Genomic DNA, 21,407 nt, shown 5'->3' with positions numbered 1-21,407 from the left:
GGATATTCAGGCCCGAGTCGGTTCGCTGATTTTTACCAGCATCTTCCCGATGTTCGCGCCGGTGAACAGCCCGTTCATGGCATCGACGCACGATTCGATGCCGTCATAGATCGTCTCACGGTGCACGAGTTTGCCGTCGGCCGCCCACTGGCGCAACGGACCGAACGCCTCGTCGAACCGACCCCATTCGTCGAGCGCGTTGAACCCCTGCATCGTCGCGGTCTTGGCGAGCAAATTCACGTAGTTGGCAGGCCCGGGATGCTCCCCCGTCAGATAGCTCGAGATCACACCGCACAACACCACGCGCGCCTTGGGGGCGAGGCGGCCGAGCACGGCGTCCAGAATCGGCCCGCCGACATTGTCGAAATAGACGTCGACCCCGCGCGGACAATGCGCCTTCAGCGCGGCCTTCATATTGTCTTCCCGGTAATCGATGCACGCGTCGAAGCCGAAATCTTCGACCACCGCCCTGCACTTCTCGGGGCCGCCCGCGATGCCCACCACGCGGGCGCCCGCGATCTTGGCGATCTGGCCCGCGACCGATCCGGTGGCGCCCGCCGCGGCGGAGACCACCACCGTCTCCCCCTCCTTCGGCTTGCCGATGCCGACCATCCCGAAGTAAGCCGTGGCACCCGTCGGTCCGTACACCGACATCACCGCGAGCTGGTCGACCTTGTCCTGGGGCCCCGGCACCGGCGTCGTGAAGATGTCGTCGCGGCAGATCACGTATTCCTGGAAACAGGTGAGCGTCGTGACGACGTCGCCGACGGCATAGGCGTCGCAACGCGATGCCACGACCTCGCCGATGCCCGCCGCCCGAATGACCTCCCCGATCTGCACCGGTGGGAGGTAGCCCGGTTGATCGTTGAGCCAGGTTCGCGCGGCGGCATCGATACCGACAAACGTCGTGCGGATGAGCGCCTCACCCTCGGCCGGCTCGGGCGCCGGCGTGCTCACCAACTCGGTGTCGCCGTGCGCAACCAGCCCGGTCGGACGACGACGCAACAGGATCTGGCGGTTCATCAGCTCAGCCACGATCGTGAAACTACCCGCGGACGGCCGCGTAGCCTGAGGACATTCCCACCAACGGCGAGTCTGACGGTCCGATCCGAGTTGCGGTGCTGGCCCCGATCGCGTGGAGGACACCACCTCGTCACTACGGGCCCTGGGAACAATTCGCCTCGCTACTCACCGAGGGACTGGTGGCGGCCGGTCATCACGTCACGCTGTTCGCTACCGCTGACTCGATCACCACAGCCACCCTGCACGCAACTGCGCCTGTCGGCTGGTCGGAGGACGCAACGATCGATGCCAAGGTCGCGGAGTGCCTACACGTCGCCTCCGTGTTCGAGCACGCCCGCGCCTTCGACATCATCCACAACGGGTTCGACTTCCTGCCACTGACATACAGCGACCTCGTCACCACACCGGTGGTCACCACCATTCACGGGTTCTCGTCCGATCGGATCATTCCTGTCTACGAGCGCTACGACGCCACGACCGCGTACGTGTCGATCAGTGACGCCGATCGGCATCCGAATCTGCACTACGCCGCCACCGTCCACCACGGCATCGCCTTCGAGGAATTCGCGATTCATCCGAAGCCCGGCGAGCATCTGCTGTTCTTCGGAAGGATCCACCCCGACAAAGGCACCGCACGCGCGATCGAGGTCGCTCGCCGATGCGGCCGCCGGCTCCATATCGGCGGGATCATCCAAGACGAGCAGTACTTCCGCGACGAGGTCGCGCCGCACATCGACGGCGAGCAGGTGCGCTACCTCGGGGCCGTCGAAAAGTCCGCGCGCGCCGAAGTATTGGGGAGCGCGCACGCGCTGCTCCACCTCATCGACTTCGATGAGCCGTTTGGATACAGCGTCGTCGAGGCGATGGCCTGCGGCACACCGGTCGTCGCAAACTCCAGAGGCTCGATGGGCGAGCTGATTGTGCACGGGGTAACCGGATTCCTCGTCAACGACATCGATTCGGCCGTGGCCGCGGTATCCGCAGCGGGGGACCTCCAGCGACGGACGGTCGCCGAACTCGCCGCGGAGCGCTTCACGGTCGCCACGATGATCGATAAGTACGTGGATGTCTACCGCGACGTGATCGGTAAGCGAAAGTGACTATCGGCCGCCGACGCGACGCTGCGTGGTGGAAGACGGCAGTTGTCTACCAGATCTACCCGCGCAGCTTCGCCGACTCGAACGGCGACGGATTCGGGGATCTCGGCGGTATCGCCGGGCGGCTCGAACATCTGCGGTTGCTCGGGGTCGACGTGATCTGGCTGTCACCGATTTACCCTTCGCCGCAAGCCGACAACGGTTACGACATCAGTGATTACCGCGACATCGATCCGGTGTTCGGAACCTTGGCAGAATTCGACGCACTGCTCGCCGAGGTGCACGAACTCGGGATGAAACTGGTGATGGACCTCGTCGTCAATCACACCTCCGACGAGCACCCGTGGTTCGTTGAATCGCGCTCATCCCGCCACAACCCGAAGCGGGACTGGTACATCTGGCGGGACGCGCTTGGGGGTGCCGAACCGAACAACTGGGGATCATTTTTCTCCGGGTCGGCTTGGGAGTGGGACGAGGCCACCGACCAGTACTACCTACACCTGTTCGACCGCAAGCAACCGGATCTGAACTGGGATAACCCCGAGGTACGAAAGGCTGTGCAGGACATCATGGTTTGGTGGCTCGACCGCGGTGTCGACGGGTTCCGCATGGATGTCATCAACTTCATCTCCAAGGCTGACGGACTTCCTGACTCACCGGCGATCCCTGGGCAGCGATTCGTCGTCGCCTTCGAGGGCTTTGTGGATGGACCGCACACGCATGACTACCTCGCCGAGATGACACGTCAGGTCTTCGCCGACCGCGACGGCGATTTCTTGACAGTCGGTGAGATGCCTGCCGTGACACCCGAACAAGCCCGGCTCTACACGGATCCGGTGCGAGGTGAGCTGAACATGGTCTTTCAGTTCGAGCACGTTTCCGTCGACCATGGCCCAGCGGGCAAGTTCGACCACGTCGGTCTCGACTTGGTCGTTCTGAAGAAATCGCTTCATCGGTGGCAGGCCGCGCTCGCCGAAATCGGTTGGAACAGCCTCTACTGGAACAACCATGACCAGCCCCGCGTCGTATCCCGGTTCGGTGACGACGACCTCCAGTACTGGGCGGCCTCGGCGAAGGCACTTGCGACTGTCCTGCACGGTATGCGTGGCACGCCGTTCGTCTATCAAGGCGAGGAACTCGCGATGACGAATTACCCCTTTCGGATTCCACAGGACCACAAAGACATTGAGGCTGTGAATTACTACAACGACGTGCTTGCAACCGGTGGCAACGAGGCTGCGGCGCTGGCCGGTCTCGCCAAGATGAGTCGGGACAACGCCCGGACGCCCATGCAATGGGACCCCGGGCCGAACGCCGGATTCACCACTGGCAATCCATGGCTCCCGGTCAACCCCAACTGCACTTGGCTGAACGCCGCAGCCCAGATCGACGGGACAGATACCGTTTTCGCGCACTACCAGGCACTCATTCGCCTTCGCCACGAACTGTCCATCTTGGTGGATGGCGATTTCACACCGGTGATGGATGACGACCCACAGATCTGGGCCTACTCCAGGAACACATCGACCGCGAAACTCCTCGTGATCGCGAACTGCGGTCGCGAATCCCGAACCGTCGAAATCGGCCGAGAGTGGATCACGGCCGACCTGCTGCTCGGCAGCCTGCCTGGTGCACCTGCCGCGTTGATGTCGACCTCGCTTGACCTGGCCGGGTGGGACGCACGTATTTACTACGCAACCGCCCGCTGACAGAGCTGGTAGACCGTCAGGAGGCGCCGACCCCGCGATCATCGCCAGCAAATTAATTTGATTAGATCAACTGAACGAAATTAGGTTTGCCTAACAGGTATTTTCATCGCAACAAGCTGCCGTTTAACAAACGCGTAATATTGCTGGCGGTCCGATAGATCCACCCGCATCGCCTCGTTTTGCAAATTTCACACTTTGGGTGCAGTATGAGGCTTATCGCAGATTTGTGATCCGCGACACACTGGCCAGCGCTGGTCATCCGCACAGCGGTGGCGGGCGGTGTCGGTGGAACTGGTACGCAGGCGGCGACGGTGCGAGGGGTGCGTCGTCAAGCTGTGGGGGGCAGTGCTCGATGAGAGTCACTGATGGGGGGCCACTGGGGGAGTCGGCTTAGCCGGCGCCCCCAGTGACCATCTCCCTGACGAAGCGTCTGCTCGCAACGAGATAGCAGATGATCGCGATCACCTGCGCCACAGGCACGATCAGCAGCGCCCGGCCCAGCGACATGTTGCCGAGGTCTGCCGCCAGCGCGTCGCTGATGACGCCGGTCAGGAACGGCCCCGCCGATCCGACCATCGCGCCGAAGAACAGGAAGATCGCCGACGCCGTTGCGCGCTGCTCAACGCGCGCCAGTCGCTGAATCGCCGCGATCGACGGCGCCATGTACGCCGTCCCGACGACATAGCTCAGCGAGATGAACCAGATGCACATCGTCCGGCTCTCCACGACGAAAGCCAGGGCCGAAAACGGAAGCATGACAGCGGTCATCGCAGCTACCAGCCACAGCGACCATCGAGGATCCCTGACGGACAGGCGATCCGCGATCCAACCGACGATCAGCAGGCTCAGGATTCCGGTCAGACCACTGGCGAGGCCGTACTGCACCCCCACCTCGCCCAGCGACATCTCGCGCGTTCGCATGAGGTAGGCGGGCGCGAAGGTGGTAAGTGAATAGCCCGCGAACGAGATGAACGCGGCACCGAGGACGACGGCAACGAAGCTCGGTTTCTTGAGCAGATCGGCCACTTTCGCCGCCTGCACCTTGTCGCCGACGGGCGCGACCGCGACGGGCATCGGCTGGCGACGTCCGAGGACGAAAAGCACAAGCGGCGCGAACGCGACACTGATCGCTCCCATCACCACGAACGCGGTCCGCCACCCGAGCGTCTGCGCAAGCAGACCGCCGCCGAGCAGGCTGGCGGCGCTGGCCAACGGAATCGACATGGTGATGACCGCCAACGGTGCGGCACGGCGTTCCGGTGGAAAGTTTCGCGCCACGTATGCGTGCGCGGCCGGCGTGCTGCCCGCCTCACCCACCGCAACCCCGACGCGGGTCAGCGCGAGCTGGAACGCCGACTGGACGGCGCCGCCGAGCATCGTCATGGCGCCCCACAGGGTCAGACATGTCGAGATCACCAGACCGAAGGCGCCGCGATCGGCGATCCGAGCGATCACAAGCCCGAGCACCGCGTAGACGGCCAGGAACCAGAAGCCGTTGATTACACCGATTGCCGTGTCGGACAACGCCAGATCGTTCTTGATCGGCTCGGCCAACACTGCGGGCAGAAACCGGTCTGCGTAGTTGAGCGTGCCCACCACCGCGAGCACCGCGACAGCGGCCCAGGCTCGCCGCGGGCGATGCGTTGTCAATGGCTCACCGGCAAGAGTCATCCGCGGAAGCTTCACAGATCACGTTCTGCATGTCACGCGACTGGGCGACACATCTGGTGTAAAAGGAGAGCCATGGCAGAAGCGGGTGTCTGGGTGATGTGGGGAATTCCCACTCGGGGACGTGAAACGCAGGCCCTGGCCTTCCTCAAGGACAAGCTGACCGGCTACCTCGAAGAACTCAAGCGTGACGGGCGGATCGAGCGATTCGATGCCGCGATACTCAAACCGCAGAGCAACGACTTAGGAGGATTCGTCCTCATCCAGGGCACCCGGCAGCAAATAGACAGCCTGCGTCAGGACAGACAATTCGAGACGTACGCCCACCAGGTCCAAGCCATCGCCGATCACGTCAACATCATCGAGGCCTGGGTCGGAGATGGTCTGCCCTACGCGTTCGGCCTGTACGAGGACGCGCTGCGGGATGCCGGCCTGATGTCTTAGCCGAGAGACTGCGCGCCGGCGGAGCATTTCAGCAAAACACCACCAAGATCTGGGCCACAGCGACCATTGGGAACTGTGTGACTTTTCGCGGATTTTGCTGTGCGGTTGACGTCTGTGCTATTTAATAGCGGTTGTTGTCGGGGTCGGGGCTCCATTTAGAGGGGAATCTGCATGGGAGCTGCCAGCTACGTTGGCCGCGTCGGGGGGCTAGCCGTCGCATTGGGAGTCGGCACAGCGATCGCGATGGGCAATGGCGTCGCCACAGCGGAGACGACGGATTCATCGCCGGACACCACCAAGACGACCACCGATACGACCAATGCCGAGCGTTCGACGACGCCCAAGGCTGGCGAGTCGCTGACGGACAACGCCCCCACAGGTGAAGAAACCGAAGAAGCCGAAGAAGTCGACGAATCCGACGAGACCGAGGAACTCGAGGAACTCGAGGAGACCGAAGACCTCGAAGAGACCGAAGACCTCGAAGAGACCGAAGACCTCGAAGAGACCGAAGACCTCGAGGAACTCGAGGAGACCGAGGAGACCGAGGAGCTCGAGGAGACCGAGGAGCTCGAGGAACCCCAGCCACCCCGGATCCTGGAGCCAGAACCTCCCGAGACCATTGCGGAGGACGACAACAACGAGTCGCCCCGCGATCCTGCGCCGCCCACCACCGCGACACAGCCGGGTGTCAGCGCCACTTCGCTCGCCACCGGATCACCGGCGGATAGCGCCTCCATCAACCAGGAGGTCGACGACGTCGCGGCGTTCGTCGACGCGCGCACTCTCGCCGCCTCGGGACCGCTCAACCTGTCGCCGATGATGGCCGCGCAGACGGAAGAAGACCTTCCCGAAACCACCACTGTGAATCCCGACGTGTTGACAGCGGCGGTGGAGCTCGTGTCCGGCGTGCTCGACTCACTGCTCAACCCGACGGGGGGCGAGTCGCCGATCGACCCAGCGGCGCCGACGCTGGCCTGGAGCCTGCTCGCGTTCGCCCGAAAAGAGGTGGACGACTTCTTCAACGCGCTCTCGGGTGGCACGACGGAGGACATGACGCTCGCTGCGGCGCAAACCATGAGCCTCGCGCTCGTGGCACCGACACCTCCGCCGACGACGCGGCCGGGATTCCCCGCACCCGGTCAATACCTGAGTGTCTCAACGCAATTCGTCGATTGGATCACCGGAAATAATCCAGCGAACAACACTCAGCACTATTACGGCGTCACGGGTACCGATCTCGGCATCATGTGGGACAACGGCATGGTCGACGACCCGCTCACTCCCGATGTCAACGAACATCAGGTCCTGATCGCTTTCGGCGACACCTTCGGCCTCGGAGGCATGGCGACGGGCACCCACTGGCGACCGAACGTCCTGTTCCGCAGTGTCGACGCCGATCTGTTCAACGGCTTGGACTTCACAGATCCAGAATGGTTCACCGGCAGTGACTTTGGCGGATCACCGTTGACTTACGTTCCCCCGGGTGCGCCGTACGAGTACATGGCACGGCAGATCATCTTCCCCGAGGGCCTGCCCGCAGGGATCACCCTCATTCCGACGGCCGGCATCTCGGTACCGACGCCGGGAACCGAATACGATGTGACGCAGTACATCAGCTTCATGTCAGTGACGCATTGGGGCGCTCCTGGGGTGTGGACCACGAACTATTCGGCACTTGCGTATTCCGAGGACAACGGCGAGACATGGAAAGTGGCTCCGCAGACCGTCCGGTACAACAACCCGGCGACGGGCAACCAGAACTTCCAGCAGATGGCGTTCGTCAGGCCGGGCGATGGTTTCGTGTACGCGTACGGAACACCTAACGGGCGAAATGGTGCGGCCCATGTCGCCCGCGTCCTCGAGCGCGACATACTCGACCTGAGCAAATACGAGTACTACAGCGCGGGCAGCGCCGGCGGCTGGTACGGCGTGGGCGCAACCCCGGCCGGATGGGTCAAGGGCAATCCGGCGGCCGCGACGCCGATCTTCGGCCAGTCGACGACGACGGCAGGGGCCTGCGGAGCCGTCAACGTCAACCCAGGCAGCGCGGTCAGCGAGATGTCCGTCCAGTACAACCAGCAGCTCAAAAAGTACGTCGCCCTGCACGGCGACCGGAGCAACAACATCGTCATGCGAACGTCCGACCGCCCAGAGGGCGGCTGGTCGGGGCCCAAGGTGTTGTTGACACAGCAGAACGGCGGGATCTACGCGCCGATGATGCATCCGTGGTCGCCGTCGACGCAGGGCACCGGCTCGGAGTTGTACTGGAACCTCTCACTGTGGTCCGACTACAACGTCATGTTGATGAAGACAGACCTCAACAAGGTGGGCTGACGATGTACCGCACTGTGGCCGGTGCGCTCGCCGCCGTCGCCTTGGTGTTCGCATCGGGTGTCGCTGCTGCTGATCCCGTTGCTCTGCAGGCGAATACGCCGTGTCCACCGGATGCCGTCGGGGCGGCGACGCGGCCCGCGGAAGCGAAGATGCCGCTGGTATGCAGCGGTGGCAGTTGGCAGGCTGTGACGACGCCGCAGCCGCCGAGCGACCGCTGGCTCAGCGTCGGCCCGCCGATCCTGCTGCACGGGGACGGCAGGCAGAATCCGGACGTCCAGTCCGGCGACTGGGCCGCAACACCGCGCGACGCGAACACCCGATGCCGCGCCGAACAAGTCACCGTTCTCGGCCCAGGTGTCCTCTCTGCACCCGAGGTCACCGAGGGCGCTGCTGACCAGCGACTCGAGGTCACATTCGCGCCGAGGTTGTTCAATGTGACGCTCAGCGGTGACTGTCTATGGATTCGAAGCGGTTAGGACCGCATCGCACGGATCAAATCACCTAATTCACAGGAACATCGAGAATCGGGTGGTTGGAATATGCACCGGGGGCGTCGAAGTGCCACCACTCACCCTGGTAGACCGTGAACCCCCCGGCGGCCATGGCATCGCGCAAACGGCTGCGGTTCGCCTGCGCCGCCGGGCTGACCCCTTCGGTGGCGTACGCGTTGGCGCGGGGCGTGAACTCGTCGAAACCCGTTCCCATGTCGACGAGCGCGCCGTCGCGTTCCAGCGTCACATCGACGGACAGCCCCGCCTCATGGCTGCGCGCGTACGGCCCGGGCTTGCTGACCCAGCCCGGTTCGGGCACCACCTCATACATCTGAACCTGGACGTCATGCGGTCGGTAGCAATCCCAGAGGACAAGCACGTCGCCCTGTGAGCGCAGCGTGTCGGCGGCAGTGGTCAGGCCGGCGGCCATCGACTGGTCGACGAGGCAGCGGGCATCGGCGGGATACATCGCGATCCCGACGAAGTTGTTAGGGGTCGCGTACCGAAGGTCGACGACAGCATCGGGCACGACGGTCGCGACGTCCACCAATCCGGCCGCGCGTGTCGCGTCCGAAACCGGCGGAATGGGCTGGTCCGGGGATGCCGCCGCCTGCCCGATCCCGCCGTGCGCCAGACCGCCGACGACGAGCAGACCCGCGATGACCTGTCGCACTCGTGACCTCATTTCTGCGGTTGGGGTAGTCACCTACGCTAGTCCGCCGCCGTGCCCGGAATCGACCATCGAGGTGTCCTTCAAACGCGAGGAGTAACCCGATGACTACCGCTTTTGGTGCAGAAGTCCTTGAACCCGCCACCGTCGACCTGCCGACAGTCGATTACGAGAACGCAACCCATCCTGCAGAAGCGCACCGGCGACTGGCCGTGGCGCTGAGCCAGGGATCGGTGGTGATGGGTGCGCACGGCCCCGAGATCCTGAGCTACGAACTGGCCCGTGCGGCACTTCGGGATCAGCGCATGTGCGTGCCGGAAGGTCTCGGCCTCGAGACGCAGGGCATCACGTCGGGCCCCATCTGGGATCGCGCGAGCTCCACCATCTTGAGCATCAACGGGGAGGACCACAATCGGCTTCGCCGCATCGTGGCGAAGGCGTTCACACCGCGGGCGGTCGGCCGGCTGGACACGGTGATCACCGACATCATCACCCGGTTGGTCGAGCCGCTGCTGGCCGCTGGCCGGTGCGAGATCGTCGAGGACATCGCCCGCCCCTATCCGGTTCCCGTGATCGCGGAGCTGCTCGGCGCTCCGAGTGAGGACTCGAAGCTGTTCTCCGAGTGGGCCGATGACTTCTTCAAGATCTTCAGCTGGAACGTGGCCGAACACGAGCAGGCGATCCTGTCGGCGTGGGCGGAGCTCGACGACTACATCGACGCCATGGTCGCCGAACGCCGCAATTCTCTGACGCACGACCTGATCTCGGAGCTCATTCGCGCCGAGGACGACGGCGACCGCTTGACGACACCGGAGCTGCGCATGCTGGCGGCGGGCATTCTGATGGCGGGCACCGACACCACCCGCAACCAGCTCGCTGCGGCGGTCGACACCCTGTGCGATCACCCCGACCAGTGGGAGCTGCTCGCCGAGCACCCGGAGCTGGCGATGAACGCGGTCGAGGAGCTGATGCGCTTCAACCCCGTCGTCTTCGGTGCGATGCGGATGACGATCGAGGACGTCGAGTTCGGCGGCGTTCCGATCCCGGCGGGCACGTTCGTCATGGTGAACACGGCCGCGGGTAATCGCGACCCGGAAGTGTTCGACGACCCGCATCGCCTGGACATCACCAGGAAGGGCGCCGCACCCATGCAAACGTTCGGCGCGGGCGCGCACTACTGCCTCGGTGCGAACCTCGCCCGCCGCGAGCTCGCCGAAGCCCTGGTGGTCATGACCCAGCGAATGAGCAACGTACGTCGCACGGCGCCCGCGGAGTGGAAGCCCCTGGTGGGCATCACCGGCCCGGCGATCCTGCCGATCGAATTCGACGCTCGCTGAGCACTCGCACAGCCGCGGCGCGGATCGGGCTTACACTTCGACGGTGCGCGACGTCCTCGACGAGTTGCTGTCGGTATGGCGGACCGGCGGCACCGCCGGCGTCGCCACCGTCGTGCGCACGATCCGATCCGCGCCGCGGCAACCCGGGGCAACGATGTTCGTCGCCCCCGACGGCACGGTGGCGGGCTCGGTGTCCGGCGGCTGCGTCGAGGCGGCCGTCTACGAACTGGCCAACGAGGTCGTAGCATCCGGGCGAGCGGAGTTGCAGCGGTACGGCGTGAGCGACGACGACGCCTTCGCCGTCGGTCTCACCTGCGGGGGCATCATCGACATCTTCGCCGAGCCGATGTCCCGCGACACCTTCCCTCAGCTGGAGGCGATCGCCGACGACATCGCGGCGCACCGCCCGACCGCCGTCGCCACCGTGATCGCGCACCCGGACGCGCGACGGGTGGGGCGCAGGCTCGTCATCGGGCAGCGCGACGTCGACGGGTCCATCGGATCGCGTCGGGCCGACGCCGCGATCACCGACGACGCGCGGGGCCTGCTGGCCGCCGGACAGTCAACGGTGCTTTCCTACGGCCCCGACGGGCAGCGCCAGGAGACGGGCATGGAGGTGTTCGTCGCCAGCCACGCACCGCCTCCCCGGATGGTCATCTTCGGTGCGATCGACTTCGCGTCGGCGCTCGCCAGGCAAGGTGCGTTTCTGGGTTATCGCGTGACGGTGTGCGACGCGCGCCCGGTCTTCGCCACCCCGGCGCGCTTCCCGGGTGCCGACGAGGTCGTCGTCGCCTGGCCGGACCGCTATCTCGCGGAACAGGCCGAGGCTGGCGCCATCGATTCGCGCACCGCGATCTGCGTGCTCACCCACGACGCCAAGTTCGATGTCCCCGTTCTGCAGGTCGCCCTGTGCCTGCCGGAGGTCGGCTACGTCGGCGTGATGGGTTCGCGGCGCACTCACGAGGACCGCATCGACCGCCTGCGCGAGGCAGGCCTGACCGAGGCGGAACTGAACCGGTTATCCAGCCCCATCGGCCTCGACCTGGGGGCGCGCACCCCGGAGGAAACCGCCGTCTCGATCGCCGCGGAGGTCATCGCGCGCCGCTGGGGAGGCGGGGGTCTTCCGCTTACCGATACCGGTGGGCGGATCCACCACGACGGATGAGACAAATCATGCGGTAATGTCGCTCTCCACTTCCGACACTATGCTTATCGCAGTACGATAACTCGACTTCCAGCCCCTCGGATTGGAGCGAAAAACGTGGCTTACGCAGGCACCCGAGTCGCCCGCGTCGAAGACACCCGGTTGCTCACCGGCCACGGCACGTTCGTCGACGACATCACCCGCCCCGGCATGTTGCACGCCTGCTTCGTGCGCAGCCCCTTTGCCCGGGCACGCATCAACGGCATCGACACGTCCGCGGCACTGCAATTGCCGGGCGTGCGCGCAGTGTTCACAGCCGTCGACCTCAATCCCGACGTCAGGGAGGCCTGGCACGCGGTCGCCGGCAAGGACATCGCCGACACGCCCCGACCGCCACTGGCCGAGGGCGAGGCGAAGTTCGTCGGCGATCCGGTCGCGCTCGTCGTCGCCGAGAGCCGCTACATCGCCGAGGACGCCGTCGAGTTGGTGAACGTCGACTACGAGCCGCTGCGGGCGGTCGCCGACTTCACGAAGGCTGTCGGCTCGGATGTAGTGGTGCACGAGGCCTACCCCGACAACGTGGCCGGCGGCATGGGCGGCGCACCTCCGGACGAGGAGCTGTTCTCGTCCGCGGCGCATGTCGCGACCGCGAATGTCTATCAACAGATCTACGCACCGGTGCCGATCGAGACGCGCGGGCTCGTAGTCGAGTGGACGGCGGCCACCGCCGAATTGACGCTGTGGGCGTCGACCCAGACCCCGCATGAACTGCGGGCGTTCTGTGCTCGCCTGCTCGGCATTCCCGCACAGGGTGTGCGCGTCATCATGCGTGACTCCGGCGGCGGATTCGGCCAGAAGGTCGTGCCGATGCGCGAGGACATGTGCATCATGCTGGCCGCGCGCAAGGTGCCGGCCGCGCTGAAGTGGATCGAGGACCGTCGCGAGAACCTGATGTCGGCGGGGCAGGCGCGCCATGTCGACGGCAAGTCGCGGGTGGCGCTCGATGGGGACGGCAACATCCTCGCCGTCGACATCGACTTCACCTACGACATCGGGGCGTATCCGACGCCGTATCCGGTTCTGACGACCGCCGCCGTCGGCATGTTCTTCCCCGGCCCCTACCGGGTGCCCAAGGCCAGCTTCAATTACAAGACCGTCTTCTCGAATACCGCGGGCCTCGCCGCGTATCGAGGGCCATGGCAATACGAGACGCTGGCGCGCGAAGTGCTCCTGGACATCGCGGCCCGCAAGATGGACATGGATCCCGTCGACCTGCGCCGCAAGAACCTGCTGCGCCGAGACGAGATGCCGTACTTCAATCCCAACGGCATGCCCTATGACCATGTCGCACCGGTGGAGACCTTCGAACAGGCCGTGAAAATCCTTGACCACGAAGGCTTTCGCAAGGAACAGGCCGAAGCGCTGGACCAAGGTCGCTACATCGGCCTCGGCTTCTCGGCCTACATCGAGCCGACCGGCGCCGCGACCGGTCACCTCGCCACCGAGGGCTGCACCATACGCATGGAACCGACCGGCAAGATCAACGTCTACGTGAACGGCGGTTCGACGGGCAACAGCATCGAGACCACCGTCGTGCAATTGACCGCAGATGCGCTTGGCGCTGCGATCGAGGACGTGTCAACGATTCAGGGTGACACCGCGGTGACACCGTACGGCGCGGGCACTCAGGGCAGCCGCAGCGGCCCGATGACGGCAGGCGCCGTCCACGAGGCGGGCGGGATGCTACGCAAGCAGCTCGTGGCGATGGCGGCCCAGCGACTCGAAGTCAGTGCGGACGAAATCGAGTTGGGCGGCTCGAAAGCCTTTGTCCGCGAGGACTCTTCCAGGAGCGTCAGCTTCGCCGACATCGCGTATCGCTCATACTACGAGCCCGCACAGCTGCCGCCGGGGATGGCGGCCACGCTCGAGGCGACCGCCCGCTTCAAGGCGGACACGATGATCCATTGGGCCAACGCCACGCATGCGTGTACGTGCGAGGTCGACGTCGAGACCGGCCACGTGAAGCTGACGCGCTACATCGTCAGCGAGGACGTCGGCCCGATGATCAACCCCAACGTGGTCGAGGGACAGATCGCGGGCGGAACCGTGCAGGGCATCGGCGGTGCGCTGTTGGAGGACATGGTCTACGACGACGACGGAAACCCCCTGTCGTCAACATTTGTCGACTATCTGCTGCCGACCGCGACCGAGGTGCCGCCGATCGAGTTCGGCCACGTCGAGATTCCAGGCCCAGGCGTGGGCGGATACAAGGGCTGCGGCGAAGGCGGCGCCATCGGTGCGACACCCGCGGTCATCAACGCCATCAACGACGCGCTGGCACCGCTCGGTGTCACGCTCACCCGCCTGCCTGCCAGTCCATCCGCCATCGTTGCCCTCATCGAGGAGGCCCAATAGTGGAGTTGAACAACGAATTCCGTGTCGCGGTTCCCGCAGCCAAGGCGTGGGAGGTGCTCACCGACGTCGAGCGCGTCGCCCCCTGCATTCCCGGCGCACAACTGCTGTCTGTCGACGGTGACGAGTTCACCGGTGTGGTAAAGGTCAAGGTCGGCCCGATCACCGTGTCCTACCAGGGCGAAGCGGCCTTTCGAGAGAAGGACCAGGCGGCGCAGCGGGTCGTCATCAAGGCCAACGGCAAGGAGACCCGCGGTAGCGGTAATGTCGCCGCCGTCGTCACCGCTGCACTGAAGGACGAGGGCGACTCCACCACCGTTGTCATCACGACGGACCTGACCATCTCCGGTAAGGCGGCCCAGTTCGGTCGGGGTGTGCTGGCCGACGTGTCCAGCAGCTTGATCGGGCAGTTCGCCAAGAACCTGGAGGCCGATCTGCTCGGTGGATCCAGCCAGACTCAAGCGCCCACAGCTGAAACCGCAGCCGCCGCAGCGCAACCGGATAATGCGATTGACTCCCTGACTCTGGTCAAGGCCGTGGCCCCGTCGCTCGCCAAGCGGTTCGGGCCGGTGGTCGCTGCGCTCGGCGCGGGTGCGGCCGTCGGATTCTTGCTGGGACGGCGGAAACGCAGGTCGACCGCGGCGGTGGTCTCCGACGATCTGCAGGCGGCGTTGTTGCGGCTGCTCGACACGATGTCGCCGGGCGAGCGGCTCCGGCCATGAAGGCCGCCCCCTTCGCGTATCACCGGCCGGACTCCGTGAAGGAGGCGGCCGATCTCCTCTATGAGTTCGGCGACGACGCGAAGATCCTTGCCGGCGGTCAGAGCCTGGTGCCGATGCTCGCGATGCGGCTGACGCATTTCGAGAACCTGGTCGACATCTCGCGGATTGACGAACTGCAGAGCATCGACCTGCGCGGTGGCGAGGTTCGCATCGGGGCGGGCACTCCGCACGCATTCGTCGGAATGGACGACGAGGTCGCCGATTCGGTGCCGCTGCTGAAGTTGGCGACGCCGCACATCGGGCACTTCCAGATCCGCACCAGGGGCACCCTCGGCGGCGCGATCGCACACGCGGACCCCGCCGCGGAGTACGCCGCCGTCGCGCTGGCGCTGGACGCGCAGATGGAGGCGGTCTCGTCGAAGGGCACTCGGCAGATCCCGGCCGCGGAGTTCTTCACCGGGCTGTGGGAGACGTCGTTGCAGGCCGGCGAGATCCTCACCGCGGTCAGGTTCCCGGTGTGGGGTGACCGGTCGGGTTTCGCGGTTGAGGAGTTCGCTCGTCGGCACGGTGACTTCGCGATCGCGGGCGCGGCGGTCGCGGTCGAGGTGGACACCGACGATCGGATCGCGCGGTGCGGGATAGGTCTGCTGGGGCTCGGGTCGACGCCGCTGCGCGGGCGCGCCGCGGAGGAAGCGGTCATCGGCCGTGCGGTCGGCGAGGTCTCGGCCGAGGAGGTCGGTCGGCTCGCGATCGGCGGCCTCGACGACATTCCGGCCGACCTGCAGGGGTCCGCCGCGTACCGAGCCAGGGTCGGCGCCACGATGGTGGCCCGCGCCTTCGCATCTGCGATCAGGGAAATCTCAGGGGCAAGCAATGCATGAGTGGCCAGTCCGGGTGTCCGTCAACGGAGTTCATACCGAAGCGAGCGTGGAGCCGCGGCTGACGCTCGCGGACTACCTGCGGGAGAACTGTGGGCTGACGGGCACACATCTGGGATGCGAGCACGGTGCGTGCGGGGCGTGCACAGTGCTGGTCGACGGGCAGGCGGTTCGCGCGTGTCTGATGTTCGCGGTCCAGGCGGACGGCAGCGAGGTCACCACGGTCGAGGGCATTGCCGGCGAGGACGGTGAGCTGTCGCCGATCCAGTCGACGATGCGCGAGTGTCACGGTCTGCAGTGTGGGTTCTGCACGCCGGGGTTCGTCGTGTCCATCACCGCGATGTTGCGTGACAACCCCAAACCGACCGATGAAGAGGTCCGCGAGGGCCTGTCGGGGAACTTCTGCCGGTGCACGGGCTACCAGGGCATCGTCAATGCGGTTCATCGGGCGGCGGAGATGGGCTAGGCGCTTCCCAGGTAGACCCGGCATGGTGGATGCCATGAGGATCGGGTTCGTAGGGCTGGGAAACATGGGCGCGGGTATGGCAGCCAACCTGCTCGCCGCTGGGCACGAGGTGACGGCGTACAACCGCTCGCAGGACAAGGTTGCAGCGCTGGTTGATCGGGGCGCCCGGGCGGCCCGAACAGTCGCCGAGGCGTGCGGTGGCGACATCGTCATCACGATGCTGGCCAACGACGATGCGGTGGAGGCGGTGACGTTCGGCGACGAGGGCATTTTCGCCTCGCTTCCGTCCGGCGCCACCCATGTGTCGTCGAGCACGATCAGTGTGGCGCTCGCGGAGCGATTGACTGAAGCGCATGCCACGGCGGGCCACGGGTTTGTCGCGGCTCCGGTGTTCGGTCGTCCGGAGGCAGCCCAAGCGGCCAAATTGTTCGTGGTGGCTGCCGGTGAACCCACTGCGGTGCAAGCGCTTTCGCCGGTGTTCGACGCGATCGGCCAGCGGACGTTCGTTGTGGCGGAGCAGCCGAAGGCCGCGAGTCTGGTCAAGCTGAGTGGAAACTTCCTCATCGCGGCTGTCATCGAATCGCTCGGAGAGGCGATGGCGCTGGTGGAGAAGGCAGGTGTCGACAAGCAGGAGTACGTAGAGCTGCTCACGTCGACCCTGTTCGACGCGCCTGTGTACAAGACGTATGGCGGACTGCTGGCGCGCGAGGAGTTCGAGCCGGCCGGGTTCGCCGCGTCGCTCGGCCTGAAGGATGTCCGCCTGGTTCTCGCCGCGGCCGAGTCGCTGGAAGTGCCTCTGCCGGTGGCCAGTCTGATCCGCGACCGCTTCCTCACACTGCTCGCCAATGGCGGTGCCCATCTCGACTGGTCCGCGCTCGGCAGGGTCGCTTCCTGGGAAGCCGGCGCGATGCGGTTCAGCCCACTCCCACCCAAATGACATGGCCTGCAATCACGAGCGCGACGATGGCAAGCAGAGCAACGTCGATCGGGCGAAGTCGGGGGGCGTCGGATGCTCCCATGCGTAACTCGCGGGCGATCAGAAACAGCGGAAACGTGAAGCCAATCGCCGTGGCGAACCCGCCCACCACATAGAGCCACACGAACCTGATGCCATGCTTTCTCGCCTCGATCACCATGAAGACCACAGCGGCGAGAGCCAGCATCAGGAGGTCGCCCGTGTACGAACGAGACGCCGGTGTGACCTTCAAGTCGTTCATGAGTCGCTCAGGAACGCGTCGGGACTGTAAGCCAGATTGGGGCCCCACGTGGCTAGGAGCGCGGCGACGGCTATGACGCCGTAGATGACACACAGAATTTTGCGGGAGGCGGGAATGGATGATGCTTGATCAGCCTGTTCGGCGATGGCCATTGCTCACGGTAGTCGAAATGCCGCGCAGCTAAGGGGCGTTCAGAACGGTGGGGGTCTGTTTCGTTCGGCGGCTTCTGCGTCGACCAGGGGTTGGTTGCGGGCTCGTTCGTTGTTGATGGCTTGGGTGCGGTTTTGGGTTCGGGTGACTGTGCGGCGGGGCATGGCCAGCGTACGTCCAGTCCCCGCGGTGTCGGTGTCGACAACGTCGCGTGGGGTCACGGGGGCGGTGGGTTTACATAGGGTGGGGAACAGCGTTCGGCTGCCCGGATAATTGGTGTAGGTCTGGCCCTGCGGCGACGTCCACACCACGGTGCCGTCGGGCCACTGACGGTCGTGCCAGCCGCCAAACGTTTTGAGTAAGTGATGTTTTCGGCACAGGCATTTCAGGTTGGCGGCCTGGGTAGGCCCGGCGGGGTAGGCGATGGTGTGGTCGATATCGCAGACCTGCGCGGGTTCGTCGCAGCCGGGGAATCGGCACGTCATATCGCGGCACCGGATGAACATCGCCAGTACCGCGGTCGGGATGTAGCGCGGTTGCGGAGGCGCATCGCCGGGGTGGCGGATCGGCACCACCTTCGCCGTGCCTGCGATCTTGGCCGCCAGCAGCGCGGCGGGCAGCATGCCGCCACCCAGGATCACCGCCGGAGCGGTGGCCGCGGGCCCGGTCGGTGGTGGCCGCCGATCGGTCAGTGCTTCCCGCAGGGTCATCTCCGTCCACGGCGTGGCGTTGGGGTCGGGCTCTTCCTTGCCGTCGAACTGGGCCGCGGTGTCATCGGTCAGGGAGTCTTCGTGCGCGATGACGTGCACGACGACAGCGCTGGTTTGCTTCCCGGCGGCCTCACAATCGGGATTGCCGCAGGCGCACACCAGTGTGTCGGCGCCGTGGCCCAGGGCGCCCAACGCATCAGCGCGGCGCTGATCCACGGTGCGCGGGTCGTCCTTGCACACCGCGGCCGCCATCGCCTCCAACCGCTGATCCAATGCCTCGGCGTCGGTGGCCAACAACTGCGCCTCGATATCGGCGGTCCCCGAGCCGTCCTCAGGCCGGCGGACATCGACATGGCGGCCGCGCACGCGGTCTTCGCTGCGCCGCACCGCGGCCGGGTCATAGCGGTCGACCCAGTAGTCGATCTCGGTCTGGGTCTTGTCCACCGACAACGACCCCCACCCCGCAATGTGGGCGGCGATCTCGGTGTCCACCTTGCCCAGCGCCTCCGCGTCGCGGATCAGCCGGGTGCGGGAGACGACCGCGGCCACCATGCGGTAGGAGATCGCCCCGGCACTGAACACCTCGGCCACCCGCGGCAGCCGCTGCCGCAGCGCGTCGGCGACCAGGAGTTGATGCGAGGCCACCCCGAGCGAGATGTTCTGGGCGGCGGCCACCGACGCGGCCACCGCGTCCCAGTTGTCCAAGCACCACTGATCGCGCTCGTCGGACCCGTCAGCAGCCAACATCTGCTCGAGCTCATCGGCCATTGCCGCAAGCCGACGCGCGCAGGCGGCGTTTTCCACCCGCGCCCACGCCCCCACCGCAGAACAAGCCCGACTGCGCAGGGCGGTGTCGACGAGGTGATCGAACATGCTTTCGACACTACTAACGGCAACGCCAAGAAGCACCAGCTCAAACCCCAACCTGTGGACAAAACCGTGATTGGGGATAACTCCGGTGTCAGAGGCGTCCGGTGAGGGGCGGAACGAGGCATCCCCGCGTTGGGGATAACTCAGGCGAGCTACTTCGCGACGACTCCGCGCAGCCCGTCCGCCCCGAAGAGCGGTTCGAGCATCGCCGAGTAATCCGGGCCGCGACGCACCAGCACCCCGCCGTCGACGTTGATCACCTGACCGGTGATGTAGCTCGCGGCATCGCTGAGTAGGAACACCGCACAGTTCGCGATGTCTTCTACCTCGCCGGGCCGCGGCAGCGGTGTGATGTTCGCGTAGTCGGCACTGAGCTCCGGCGAATCCAGCACCGGCGCAACGAGTTCGGTGCGGATGAGACCCGGCCGGATACAGTTCACCCGAACCCACGACGCGCCGAGTTCGTCTGCCGCCAGCTGCATCAGATGGTCGATACCAGCCTTCGAGACCCCATAGGCGCCGAACCACCGGTGCGTGTTGCTCGCCGCGATCGATGAAATACCGATGAAAGATCCGCCGCCGCCGCGAACCATCTCCCGCGCAGCGTGCTTGAGCACGTACATCGTGCCGTTGATGTTCAGGTCGACAGTGCGCCGCCACGCCTCGGAATCGATCTGGGTGACAGGCCCGATGGTCTCGCTTCCGCCGGCGCAGTGCACCACGCCCTGCAACCGGCCGTTCCATGCCGTGGCCGCCTCGACCGCATGGGCGACTTCATCCTCGTTGGTGACGTCCGCGGGCTCGTACAGCACCGAACCCGGGCCACCCTGCGCCGTGATCTCGTCGGCCGCCGCCGACAGCCTGTCGGCATTTCGGCCGACGAGCATCGCGTTGCCTCCGGCAGCCACGATCGCGGCGGCGGTCCCCTTGCCGATGCCGCTGCCACCACCAGTGACCAGTACCGTTTGCCCCGTCAATGACAGCTGCACCGCAGACTCCTTCGTCCGGTAGTAACTAGAACAGGTTCTAGTTATACGTCACGGTTCGTTGTAGCGGGCGGGCTTAGGGGCTCCCAGCGTGCGCCAGTCCGGCACGTCGGGCGGCAGGCCAACCGGATACCGATTCTCATTCGCGGCCGCCCAATGCGCGTGCCCGAGCTCATGGATGTGAAACGCGTGCCGAAGCGCCTCGGTGAAGCCCATCGCATCGGCCGCGGCATTGACCGAGTCCTTGACCAACAGCGCGGCCATCGTCGGCCGCTCGGCGATGCGCCGGGCGAAGTCGAGGGTCTTGTCCTCGAGTTCGGCACGCGGGAAGACCTTCGACACCATGCCCAGCCGGTAAGCCTCTTCAGCGTCGATCGAATCACCGGTCAGCAGAAGCTCTTTGGCCTTGCGCGCGCCGAATTCCCATGGGTGGGCGTAATACTCCACGCCGGGCATCCCCATTCTGACGGCGACGACGTCGCTGAATTTGGCGTCGTCTGCGGCGACAATCAAATCGCACGCCCAGATCAACATCAGCGCAGCCGAGATCGCGCTGCCCTGCACCTGCGCGATGGTGATTTTGCGCAGATCCCGCCAGCGACGGGTGTTCTCGAAGAAGTAGTGCCACTCCTGCAGGTAGGTCTTCTCCGCAACGGCGTGCCTCGTCGCACCGTTGAACGAGAAGGTCGGATGCTGGTCGGGGCCGGGCTTGCGCTCCAACAGCGCTTCCTCGGATCCGAGGTCATGGCCGGCCGAGAAGTTCTTGCCGCGGGCGGCCAGAATCACCACCCGAACCTCGTCATCGGCCTCGGCGCGACCGAAGGCTTCGTCCAGCTGGACCAACAGGGTCCGCGATTGCGCGTTCTGGGCCCCAGGCCGGTTAAGCCAGATGCGTGCGATCCGCCCCTCGTCCAGCGTCTCGTAAATGACCTGCTGGGGCGCTTCGCCTCCGGCCTGTTCGGCACTTGTCAGATCAGGGCTAGCCACAGCCGACCACCTCGTTCGCGTAGTAAGACAGGTTGCACATTACGGTGCCCTACCAAGCGATCGCTCAGCGGTGCTGATCCCGCCATGGGAAG

At 65.5% G+C, this 21,407-nt stretch carries 19 protein-coding genes; 12 read left to right on the top strand and 7 right to left on the bottom strand.

Translation table 11 applies throughout. The features are described 5' to 3' along the window. Positions 1-6: 6 nt before the first annotated feature. Positions 7-1,035 carry an NADP-dependent oxidoreductase gene (locus tag CSQ99_RS07010; RefSeq protein ID WP_099038346.1) on the bottom strand — a complete coding sequence of 343 codons (1,029 nt, stop codon included), beginning with the start codon at positions 1,033-1,035 and terminating at the stop codon, positions 7-9. A gap of 83 nt (positions 1,036-1,118) precedes the next feature. On the opposite strand from CSQ99_RS07010, the gene CSQ99_RS07005 reads away from it, so the two are divergent. After that, positions 1,119-2,123 carry a glycosyltransferase family 4 protein gene (locus tag CSQ99_RS07005; RefSeq protein ID WP_218014581.1) on the top strand — a complete coding sequence of 335 codons (1,005 nt, stop codon included), beginning with the start codon at positions 1,119-1,121 and terminating at the stop codon, positions 2,121-2,123. Continuing rightward, on the top strand, positions 2,120-3,829 hold the full coding sequence (locus tag CSQ99_RS07000) for a glycoside hydrolase family 13 protein (protein ID WP_176560909.1): 1,710 nt from the start codon (positions 2,120-2,122) through the stop codon (positions 3,827-3,829). The genes CSQ99_RS07005 and CSQ99_RS07000 overlap by 4 nt, the downstream gene beginning before the upstream one ends. 390 nt (positions 3,830-4,219) lie before the next feature. Here CSQ99_RS07000 and CSQ99_RS06995 read toward each other — a convergent pair whose 3' ends face one another. After that, positions 4,220-5,500, bottom strand: a complete 1,281-nt coding sequence (locus CSQ99_RS06995; RefSeq protein ID WP_099038477.1) for a spinster family MFS transporter — start codon at positions 5,498-5,500, stop codon at positions 4,220-4,222. Between the two features lie 72 nt (positions 5,501-5,572). On the opposite strand from CSQ99_RS06995, the gene CSQ99_RS06990 reads away from it, so the two are divergent. The 3 genes from CSQ99_RS06990 (at position 5,573) to CSQ99_RS06980 (ending at position 8,751) form a co-directional block, all read left to right on the top strand. Beyond that, entirely contained in the window at positions 5,573-5,941 is a 369-nt protein-coding gene (locus tag CSQ99_RS06990) for a hypothetical protein (protein WP_099038344.1), read from the top strand. A gap of 171 nt (positions 5,942-6,112) precedes the next feature. Next, positions 6,113-8,275, top strand: a complete 2,163-nt coding sequence (locus CSQ99_RS06985) for a glycoside hydrolase family 183 protein (protein WP_099038343.1) — start codon at positions 6,113-6,115, stop codon at positions 8,273-8,275. Positions 8,276-8,277: 2 nt separating this feature from the next. Next, a complete protein-coding gene (locus CSQ99_RS06980) occupies positions 8,278-8,751 on the top strand; it encodes a hypothetical protein (RefSeq protein ID WP_099038342.1) in 474 nt (157 codons plus the stop codon). A gap of 25 nt (positions 8,752-8,776) precedes the next feature. On the opposite strand, the gene CSQ99_RS06975 is transcribed toward CSQ99_RS06980, so the two are convergent. After that, on the bottom strand, positions 8,777-9,451 hold the full coding sequence (locus CSQ99_RS06975; RefSeq protein ID WP_099038341.1) for a M15 family metallopeptidase: 675 nt from the start codon (positions 9,449-9,451) through the stop codon (positions 8,777-8,779). Between the two features lie 89 nt (positions 9,452-9,540). Between CSQ99_RS06975 and CSQ99_RS06970 the strand changes: the two genes are divergently transcribed. From CSQ99_RS06970 to CSQ99_RS06940, 7 genes are all read left to right on the top strand, one after another. Further along, complete coding sequence (locus tag CSQ99_RS06970) at positions 9,541-10,773, top strand: cytochrome P450 (protein WP_099038340.1); 1,233 nt, start codon at positions 9,541-9,543, stop codon at positions 10,771-10,773. Between the two features lie 43 nt (positions 10,774-10,816). Then, the gene (locus tag CSQ99_RS06965; RefSeq protein WP_099038339.1) at positions 10,817-11,938 is read left to right on the top strand and encodes an XdhC family protein; all 1,122 of its coding nucleotides are present in this window, start codon (positions 10,817-10,819) and stop codon (positions 11,936-11,938) included. Between the two features lie 96 nt (positions 11,939-12,034). Then, positions 12,035-14,332 carry a xanthine dehydrogenase family protein molybdopterin-binding subunit gene (locus CSQ99_RS06960; protein ID WP_099038338.1) on the top strand — a complete coding sequence of 766 codons (2,298 nt, stop codon included), beginning with the start codon at positions 12,035-12,037 and terminating at the stop codon, positions 14,330-14,332. Further along, entirely contained in the window at positions 14,332-15,051 is a 720-nt protein-coding gene (locus CSQ99_RS06955; protein WP_099038337.1) for an SRPBCC family protein, read from the top strand. The genes CSQ99_RS06960 and CSQ99_RS06955 overlap by 1 nt, the downstream gene beginning before the upstream one ends. After that, positions 15,048-15,932, top strand: a complete 885-nt coding sequence (locus tag CSQ99_RS06950) for an FAD binding domain-containing protein (RefSeq protein ID WP_099038336.1) — start codon at positions 15,048-15,050, stop codon at positions 15,930-15,932. The genes CSQ99_RS06955 and CSQ99_RS06950 overlap by 4 nt, the downstream gene beginning before the upstream one ends. Continuing rightward, positions 15,925-16,395 carry a (2Fe-2S)-binding protein gene (locus tag CSQ99_RS06945; protein ID WP_099038335.1) on the top strand — a complete coding sequence of 157 codons (471 nt, stop codon included), beginning with the start codon at positions 15,925-15,927 and terminating at the stop codon, positions 16,393-16,395. Before CSQ99_RS06950 ends, CSQ99_RS06945 begins: the two co-directional genes overlap by 8 nt. A gap of 34 nt (positions 16,396-16,429) precedes the next feature. Then, positions 16,430-17,332, top strand: a complete 903-nt coding sequence (locus CSQ99_RS06940; protein ID WP_099038476.1) for an NAD(P)-dependent oxidoreductase — start codon at positions 16,430-16,432, stop codon at positions 17,330-17,332. Here CSQ99_RS06940 and CSQ99_RS06935 read toward each other — a convergent pair. The 4 genes from CSQ99_RS06935 to CSQ99_RS06920 all read right to left on the bottom strand — a co-directional run bounded on the left by CSQ99_RS06935 (position 17,310) and on the right by CSQ99_RS06920 (position 21,315). Continuing rightward, the gene (locus CSQ99_RS06935) at positions 17,310-17,612 is read right to left on the bottom strand and encodes a DUF2834 domain-containing protein (RefSeq protein ID WP_245908770.1); all 303 of its coding nucleotides are present in this window, start codon (positions 17,610-17,612) and stop codon (positions 17,310-17,312) included. The two genes, CSQ99_RS06940 and CSQ99_RS06935, sit on opposite strands and share 23 nt — an antisense overlap. Positions 17,613-17,803: 191 nt before the next feature. Beyond that, positions 17,804-19,345, bottom strand: a complete 1,542-nt coding sequence (locus CSQ99_RS06930) for an HNH endonuclease signature motif containing protein (RefSeq protein ID WP_099038334.1) — start codon at positions 19,343-19,345, stop codon at positions 17,804-17,806. Between the two features lie 149 nt (positions 19,346-19,494). Then, entirely contained in the window at positions 19,495-20,331 is an 837-nt protein-coding gene (locus tag CSQ99_RS06925; protein ID WP_099038333.1) for an SDR family oxidoreductase, read from the bottom strand. A 48-nt stretch (positions 20,332-20,379) separates the two neighbouring features. After that, positions 20,380-21,315 (bottom strand): enoyl-CoA hydratase, encoded by a 936-nt coding sequence (locus CSQ99_RS06920; RefSeq protein ID WP_099038332.1) that lies wholly within the window; start codon positions 21,313-21,315, stop codon positions 20,380-20,382. Positions 21,316-21,407 lie beyond the last annotated feature (92 nt).

This window comes from Mycobacterium neglectum, assembly GCF_002591975.1.
Lineage (GTDB): Bacteria > Actinomycetota > Actinomycetes > Mycobacteriales > Mycobacteriaceae > Mycobacterium > Mycobacterium neglectum.
Note: the sequence above shows the minus strand (reverse complement) of the source record. Positions and strands in the feature narration are given on the sequence as shown.